We start from the raw sequence: 1427 nt of genomic DNA on the forward strand, positions 1-1427 counted from the left end.
CGTTTCTATGCCCTGTCGGTCGGGCTTCTCGTTGCGAGTGCTGCCGTCTTTTGGTGTCTCGGACCAGCGTGAATGTAGCACGTTGCGTGCACCGCGGCTCGGGGTGCCGAATCCTGATCTTGTTCTGATCTTGCCGGTTCTGCACGGGTGCTGTGATCTGTGTTGTTGTTCTTGCGAGGACGGAGGCTGTTTCGGGTCTGGCACGAGGGCTGCTGTACGGGTTTGGTTGTCACGGGTCGGCGAAGGTGCCCAGTGCGCGGCATCCGATGATGTTGCCTTCGTGGTCGCGGACTTCGTCGAGGGGAAAGACGAGGTCGTTGCGGTTGGGGTAGGCGGCGGCGAGTACTCGGGACACGATGAGGATCGTGTGGGGGTTGGGTTCGGGGAGGTCGGCGGTGGTGGCGCGGTAGGCGACGTGAATGCGGGGTAACGCGTTGCCGTGGTGGGTGAGGGGCGTGGTGGGGGTGTGGGTTTCGTGGATGCGTGCCGGGCGGGTGGTCGGCGGGAATCGGGTGAGGGGTTGGATGCCGGGGCTGTAGATGGTGACGGGGTGGGCGGTGAGGTTGAGGATTCGCGTCATGGGGTGGGTGGTGTGGCGGGTTGGGAGGGGTGCACGCGCATGGGGACGAAGGCGCCGCGGTCGTAGTTCATGAGGTGGGTGCCCGCGAAGAACCGTATGCGTATGCGGGACAGTTCCCACCCGAGTGCGAGCGCGACGGTTTTGGGGAGGTAGGCGATGACGAGGCGTTCGTCGGTGGAGGTGATGAGTGGTTCGAGGTGGTCGGCGAGGGCGCGGGGCAGCGCTGCGAGTTGGCTGGTGGTCAGGGGCGGGGTCGTGTCGGTTGGTATGCCGTCGGGACCTGCGAGGATGTGGGCGGTGTTGATGCCGAATCCGGTGAGGAGGGTGTGGTCGTAGTGTTTGGCGTTGGGGGTGAAGGCCAGCACGAGGGCGGTGCGTGTGGCGGTGGGGTCGAGCTGGGTGGTGGTGTGGGTGAGGGTGATGGGGGTGGTGTCGCCGAGCCGGATGGTGGCGGAGGCGGCTGTTGCGGATTGCAGTTCGAGCAGTCGGGTGTCGAGCACGGGCGGTAAGTATGTGCCGACGGCGAGAGCGATAGGCCACAGCAGGTTGGGGGCGATGGTGTAGCCGGTGTCGGGTTGTCGTTGTTGATGAGGTTTTCCAGGCTCGCGCCGATCTCGGCGCAGACGGGGTGGATGTCGATGACGCCGTCGGGGTTGGTGTTGTCGGGCAGGTCGATCCAGCGGCTGAGGGTGCGCAGGGCCATGTGGTGGGCGCCGGCTTGGGTGAGGGCGTCGCGGCGCAGGTCGCTCATGCCTTCGGCGAGGGCGTGGGTGTAGTAGAGGGTTCCGCCGCTGCGGTAGGTGTGGGTGCGCAGCCACAGCGCGGCCCACAGTAGTGCGAGCAGGAC

General features: G+C 66.2%; 2 protein-coding genes. Both read right to left on the reverse strand.

The window, feature by feature from the left end; all coding sequences use genetic code 11:
- Positions 1–229 precede the first annotated feature (229 nt).
- Entirely contained in the window at positions 230–580 is a 351-nt protein-coding gene (locus ACZ6DL_RS38075) for a hypothetical protein (RefSeq protein ID WP_466058595.1), read from the reverse strand.
- Positions 577–1080: a hypothetical protein gene (locus tag ACZ6DL_RS38080; protein ID WP_466058597.1), complete on the reverse strand. Its 504-nt coding sequence runs from the start codon at positions 1078–1080 to the stop codon at positions 577–579. Before ACZ6DL_RS38080 ends, ACZ6DL_RS38075 begins: the two co-directional genes overlap by 4 nt.
- Positions 1081–1427: the final 347 nt, after the last annotated feature.

The organism is Nocardia sp. NPDC041819, assembly GCF_055590505.1.